The sequence below is a fragment of the Frankia sp. CcWB3 genome (assembly GCF_977927595.1).
Genome location: NZ_CDWRCK010000147.1, coordinates 1 through 6,783, shown reverse-complemented (window position 1 = coordinate 6,783; position 6,783 = coordinate 1). Strand labels below are relative to the sequence as shown.

General features: G+C 69.6%; 4 protein-coding genes. All 4 read right to left on the bottom strand.

What is annotated here, in order from left to right:
- Positions 1 to 43: 43 nt before the first annotated feature.
- Positions 44 to 1,102, bottom strand: a complete 1,059-nt coding sequence (gene mnmA / locus ACY5KJ_RS12530) for a tRNA 2-thiouridine(34) synthase MnmA (protein ID WP_462188252.1) — start codon at positions 1,100 to 1,102, stop codon at positions 44 to 46.
- A 79-nt stretch (positions 1,103 to 1,181) separates the two neighbouring features.
- Positions 1,182 to 2,402, bottom strand: coding sequence for a cysteine desulfurase family protein (locus ACY5KJ_RS12525; protein WP_462188251.1), 1,221 nt, complete (start codon positions 2,400 to 2,402; stop codon positions 1,182 to 1,184).
- 77 nt (positions 2,403 to 2,479) lie between these two features.
- Positions 2,480 to 2,986, bottom strand: a complete 507-nt coding sequence (locus tag ACY5KJ_RS12520; protein WP_462188250.1) for a MarR family winged helix-turn-helix transcriptional regulator — start codon at positions 2,984 to 2,986, stop codon at positions 2,480 to 2,482.
- A 202-nt stretch (positions 2,987 to 3,188) separates the two neighbouring features.
- The gene (icmF, locus tag ACY5KJ_RS12515) at positions 3,189 to 6,500 is read right to left on the bottom strand and encodes a fused isobutyryl-CoA mutase/GTPase IcmF (RefSeq protein ID WP_462203411.1); all 3,312 of its coding nucleotides are present in this window, start codon (positions 6,498 to 6,500) and stop codon (positions 3,189 to 3,191) included.
- Positions 6,501 to 6,783 lie beyond the last annotated feature (283 nt).

Genomic DNA, 6,783 nt, shown 5'->3' with positions numbered 1-6,783 from the left:
CTCCGGGCCCGCTCCGTCGACGGCCCGCCGACCAGGCGCCCGGCTAACCACCGGTAGTGCGGATGTGCCCTCCGCCAAGCACCCGGTCACCGTCGTACAGCACCACCGCCTGGCCGGCGGCCGTGCCGCGGACCGGCGTCGTCAGCGTCACGACGAGCTCCTCGCCGCGCGCCTGCGCCACCGCCGGTACCACCCCGCCGTGCGCCCGCACCTGGGCCAGACATGATACGGCCCCCTCGTGCGGCCAGACCGCCCGGTCCGCCACGAGTCGGCGCACGTCGAGCGCCTCGGCCGGTCCGACGGTGACCGTCGACGTCACCGGGGAGATGTCCAGCACATAGCGCGGCCGGCCGTCTGAGGCCGGCCGCCCGAGCTTCAGCCCGCGACGCTGACCCACGGTGAAGGCGTAGGCGCCGTCATGGTGCCCGAGCGTCTGCCCAGTCGTCGCATCGATGACCGGACCCGGCCGCGGGCCGAGCCGCTCGCGCAACCAGCCACCGGTGTCCCCATGCGAGATGAAACAGATGTCGTGGCTGTCCGGCTTGTCCGCAACGGCGAGGCGACGCTCGGCCGCTTCTACCCGCACCTGGGCCTTGGTGGAATCCCCGAGCGGGAACCGCGCGGCGGCGAGCTGCTCGGGACGCAGCGTTCCCAGGACGTAGGACTGGTCCTTGTCCGGATCCACCGAGCGGCGCAGGGTGCCGTCCGGATCGAGCCGGGCGTGGTGCCCGGTGACGACGGCGTCGAAGCCGAGCGCGAGGGCCTTGTCGAGTACGGCCGCGAACTTGATGCGCTCGTTGCAGCGCACGCAGGGGTTGGGCGTGCGACCGGCCGCGTAGGACTCGACGAACTCCTCGATGACGTCGGTCTCGAACCGGTCCGCGAGATCCCAGACGTAGAACGGGATGCCGAGGATGTCGGCGGCCCGCCGGGCGTCCCGGGCGTCCTCGATGGTGCAGCAGCCGCGGGCTCCGGTCCGGTCCGACTCCGGCGAGCGCGACAACGCCAGATGCACCCCGGTAACGTCGTGACCGGCGTCGACCGCCCGGGCGGCGGCGACGGCGGAGTCGACCCCGCCGGACATCGCGGCGAGCACCCGCATCAGACCATCACCTCCCCGAATCTCCGCCGAACCTCAGGGAACCACGTGGACGGGAGCGAGGCATCATGGGCATCGCATCTCAGGTGCCGCTCAGGCTGCCGCTCGTGCCGGCCAGCGCCCCCGCACGGCTCGCCCGCTCGACGACCGGCCCGATCGCCGCGACCAGCGCGTCGACGTCGCAGGCCCGTGAGGTGTGCCCGAGGGAGAACCGCAGCGATCCGCGGGCGTGTGCCTCATCCGCTCCCATCGCGAGCAACACGTGCGACGGCCTCGCCACTCCGGCGGAGCAGGCCGAGCCGGTGGAACACTCGATCCCCCAGGCATCGAGCAGCATCAGCAGCGAGTCTCCCTCGCAGCCGGGGAAGGTCAGATGGGCGTTTCCCGGCAGCCGGTGCGGCCCTGGACCGCCGCCGTCCCCGAGCAGCGGGGCGCCGTTGAGCACCGTCTCCGGGACCTCCGCCCGGACCCGGCGCACCAGGTCGTCACGCAGGGCCGCCAGCCGGACGCTCTCCTGCGGCGCCTCGGCGCACGCCTTTGCCGCGGCCGCCGCGAACGCCGCCACCCCGGCCGTGTTCAGCGTTCCGGACCGGATGTCGCGCTCCTGACCGCCGCCGTGGGTCAGCGGCTCCATCGCCAATCCCCGGCGCACCACCAGGGCACCGACACCGATCGGCCCCCCGATCTTGTGCGCGCTGACCGTGATGGCGTCGGGGCCCTCGTCGGTGACGGCGATCGGGATCTGGCCGAACGCCTGCACGGCATCGGTGTGGAAGGGCACGCCGTGACGGTGCGCGATCGTCGCGAGCTCGGCAATCGGCTGAACGGTGCCGACCTCGCTGTTCGCCCACATCACCGACACGACGGCCACCGAGTCCGGATCCCGGTCGAGGGCGGCGGCGAGGGTGTCCGGATGCACGGTTCCCGCGGCATCGACCGCGAGCAGCTCGACCTCGGCATCCTGCGCCCGGCCGAGCCAGTCGGCGGTGTCCAGGACGGCCCGGTGCTCGACGGCGCTGACCAGTACCCGCCGCCGGCCCGGTTCGGCCCGGCGGCGTGACCAGTACAGACCCTTCAGGGCGAGGTTGTCACTTTCGGTACCGCCTCCGGTGAACACCACGTCGGACGGGCGGGCGCCCAGCACTCCGGCGAGCGTCTCGCGGGACTCCTCGACGATGCGGCGGGCACGGCGGCCACTGGCATGCAGAGACGAGGCATTGCCGGTATCGGCAAGCACCGCGGTGTACGCGGCGAGCGATTCCGGTCGCATCGGCGTCGTCGCCCCGTGGTCGAGGTAGGTCACAGCTTTAGAGGGTAGTCGCGGACGGGCCGACGGCGACGGGAGAGCGGATCACACCGATCTCCGGGGCGACCGTCGGATCAGAAGTCGCCGGCGGCCCGGCGCAGATCGGTCAGCAGGTCGATGAGCGTGCGCACCCCGCCGTCACCCAGCCCGGGATCGGCGAAGACGGTGTCGTTGAGCTTCTCGGTCGCGGCCATGGCAGTGGCCCGGCCCTCCTCGGTGATCTTCGCGAGAATCGCCCGCCGGTCCGTAGGATGCGGGGTACGCCGCACCTGCCCCCTCGCCTCCAACCGGTCGACCGCGCTGGTGACGCTGGTCGGATGGACCTGCAGCCGACTTCCGATCTTGTTGAGGGGCAGCGATCCGGCCCGACTGAACATCAACAGCATCAGCAGCTCATAGCGCGCGAAGGTCAGGTCGAGGGGGCGCAGGACCTCGTCAACCCGGGCGAGGACGATCTGCTGCGCCCGCATCAGGGAGGTGACCGCTGCCATGCCGTCCGCGGCCGCCCCCCAGCCGTGGGCAGTCCAGTGCCGATGGGCCTCCGCTATGGGGTCGGTTGGCAACGGTTTCGGGGTGGCCACGACTTGTCGACGCTCCTGCACTTCATGGGACGGTTCCCGCCCGGCCTGGCAGCCGGGGACCGTCGCGGCGGGCAGCGTCCATTGCACCCCAGGACGGACGCGCTGGCAAAGATTCATGCGTACCCGGAGATTGCCGCGGCGCCCGGCGCACCGACCAGCGTAACGCCGATCGATGTAACGGCGGGCGCCACCCGGGACATAATCAGACGTTACGGCGATACTGCCCACCCACGTCGAAGAATGCCTGGGAGATCTGCCCGAGGGAGCAGACGCGGACCGCCTCCATCAGCGCCGCGAACGTGTTCCCCCCGCTCCTGGCGACCTCCCGCAGATGTTCCAGGGCGGCGCCCGCCTCGGCGCCGTGCCGGCGGTGGAACTCCTCCAGCCGAGTGAGCTGAGATTGCTTCTCCTCCTCCGTGGCCCGCGCGAGCTCCATCGGACCTCCCTCGGAGTCGGGATCGGTGCCGGCCGACTCGGGCCGCAGGAACGTGTTCACCCCGATGATCGGCAGGGTGCCGTCGTGCTTGCGCCGCTCGTACAGCATCGACTCGTCCTGGATGCGTCCCCGCTGATAGCCGGTTTCCATCGCGCCGAGTACACCGCCGCGGTCGCTGATCCGCTCGAACTCGGCGAGCACCGCCTCCTCGACCAGGTCGGTCAGTTCATCGACGATGAACGATCCCTGCAGGGGATTCTCGTTGGCGGCGAGTCCCCATTCCTGATCTATGACCATCTGGATGGCCAACGCGCGGCGGACGGAGTTCTCCGTAGGAGTCGTCACAGCCTCGTCGTAGGCATTGGTGTGCAGGCTGTTGCAGTTGTCGTAGATCGCGCACAGCGCCTGCAACGTGGTCCGGATATCGTTGTAGGCCATCTCCTGCGCGTGCAGCGACCGGCCCGACGTCTGTACATGATACTTCAGCATCTGCGACCGGGGGGCGGCACCGTATCGCTCCCGCATGGCCACCGCCCAGATCCGGCGAGCCACCCGCCCGATGACGGTGTACTCCGCATCCATCCCGTTGGAGAAGAAGAACGACAGGTTCGGGGCGAAATCGTCAATGCGCATCCCTCTGGCCAGATAGGCCTCGACGTAGGTGAAGCCGTTGGCCAGGGTGAACGCGAGCTGACTGATAGGATTGGCGCCGGCCTCGGCGATGTGATAGCCGGAGATCGATACCGAGTAGAAGTTCCGGACCGCGTGTTCGATGAACCACTCCTGCACGTCCGCCATCGCCCGCAACGCGAACTCGGTGGAGAAGATGCAGGTGTTCTGCCCCTGGTCCTCCTTGAGGATGTCCGCCTGCACGGTGCCACGGACCGTGGCCAGCGTGCGGGCCCGGACCTCGGCGGCCTCGTCCGCGCTCGGCTCCCGGCCGTGCTCGGCGCGGAAGGCGTCTAGGCGCTGGTCGATCGCGGCGTTCAGGAACATCGCCAGGATCGTCGGCGCCGGGCCGTTGATGGTCATCGAGACGCTGGTCGACGGATCACACAGATCGAACCCGGCGAACAGGACCTTCATGTCGTCCAACGTCGCTATCGACACGCCCGACGTGCCGATCTTGCCATAGACGTCGGGCTGGGACGCGGGATCGCGGCCGTAGAGGGTCACCGAGTCGAAGGCGGTGGACAGGCGGGTCGCGGGCGAGCCGGCGGAGAGGAAGCGGCACCGGCGGTTGGTCCGGAAGGGGTCACCTTCACCGGCGAACATTCGCGCCGGGGCCTCTCCGGCCCGTTTGAACGGAAAGACGCCGGCGGTGAAGGGGAAATAGCCCGGCAGGTTCTCACGCCGCAGGAAGCGGATCAGGCGAGCGTCGTCGTCGATGGCGGGTACCGCCACCCGCCGGACCGGAGTCCCGCTGAGCGTGGTGCGCACCAGCGGGGTGTGGATCTCGGTTCCCCGGACGAGATAGGTCATCTTCTCGCCCTGACGTTCCTCGACGATCGCCGGCCATTGCGCCAGGAGCTCCCTCGTCCAGAGAGCCAGGGCGGCTTCGGCCTCGTCGCGCAGCATGGCGAGGGTGGTGGGCTCCGCCGGCGCCGCGCCAGCGCCATCGCTGGCCAGTGCCGCAAGGGCCGTCGTCAGATGCTCACGACGGCGGGCCAGCAGTGCCTGGCGCTCGGTCTCGGCGTGATAGCCCCGCACCGTCTCGGCGATCTCGGCCAGGTAGCGTACCCGGGCGGACGGAATGACCGTGGTCAGCTCGGTGGAGGTCCGCCCGTGCACCGGATGCAACGAGCCGGACACGGTAGACAGATCGTGTTTGCGTAGCCGCCCGACGAGGTGCTGATACAGGGCGGTCACCCCATCGTCGTGGAACCGGGCGGCCGAGGTGCCGAAGACGGGCATGTCCTCCCAGGACTGGTCAAACGTCTGCCGGTTGCGCACCAGTTGCCGGGCGACGTCACGCCGGGCATCCTCGGCGCCGCGCCGCTCGAACTTGTTCACCGCCACCACGTCGGCGAAGTCCAGCATATCGATCTTCTCGAGTTGTGAGGCCGCACCGTACTCGGGTGTCATCACGTACAGCGAAACATCGCAGAACGGAACGATCGCCGCGTCACCCTGCCCGATGCCCGGCGTCTCGACGATCACCAGATCGTAACCGGCCACCCGGCAGGCCGTGATCACATCCGCCAAGGGAGCCGGAACCTCACTGCCCCCCGCTCGCGTCGCCAGGGACCGGAAGAACACGTTCCCTGCTGTGCCGTCACCCAGGGAGTTCATCCGGATGCGGTCACCGAGCAATGCACCGCCGCCCCGCCGACGGCTGGGGTCGATGGCGAGCACCGCGATCCGCAGGCTGTCGCCCTGGTCGAGGCGGAAGCGCCGGATCAGCTCGTCGGTGAGTGAGGACTTTCCCGAACCACCCGTGCCGGTGATACCGAGGACCGGAACCCGCGGCCGGCAGGCGGCCTCGTCCTGCAGCGCCGCCGCGAGTCGCGGGTCCCGGCCCACCTCGAGCACGGTGATCGCCCGGGCGAGCGCGCCGTCCTCACCAGCCGCCACCGCATCAAGCTTCGGCCCGTCCTCCGTCAGATCGACGTCACAGGCCTCGATGATCATATTGATCATCTTCGCGAGACCGAGCCGTTGCCCGTCCTGCGGGGAGAAGATGCGCGCGACCCCGCGCGCGTGCAGCAGGTCGATCTCCGCCGGCACGATCACCCCGCCGCCGCCGCCATAGACCCGGACGTTGCCTGCTCCGCGCGCGCGGAGGCGCTCGATGAGGTAGCTGAAGTACTCGACATGCCCGCCCTGATAGGACGACAGGGCGATCCCTTGGGAGTCCTCCTGGATCGCGGCGGTGACGACCTCCTCGACGCTGCGGTCATGCCCGAGATGGATCACCTCGGCGCCCTGCGCCTGCAACAGGCGACGCATGATGTTGATCGCCGCGTCATGCCCGTCGAAGAGTGAGGCCGCCGTCACGATCCGGACCGGATGAACTGGTGTGTGCAGCGCGGCAGCCGGCTCGTGCCGGCCGTCGGAGGACATCGCGTCGGAGGACATCGAAGCGGCTCCCGGGGACGATGTGGCGGACGGAGATACCTAGAACCCTTAGCTTCCCGATAGTAGGACATCCATACAATAGATGCCACCATGACCAGGAGGCGGAAGCCGGCCGCTCCCGCGACCTGCCGGGCTCCGGGCAGGGTGCCCGGGCAGCCGAGTTTTGGGGAGCCAGTCACGGTCCAGGGAGCGCAGACCGTATTCAGGTCCCCCGAATTCGGTCCCCCAGATTCGCCGGCGGCGCTGGACTGGAGCGGGTGCCGCCAGCCAGTAGTCAGAAAAT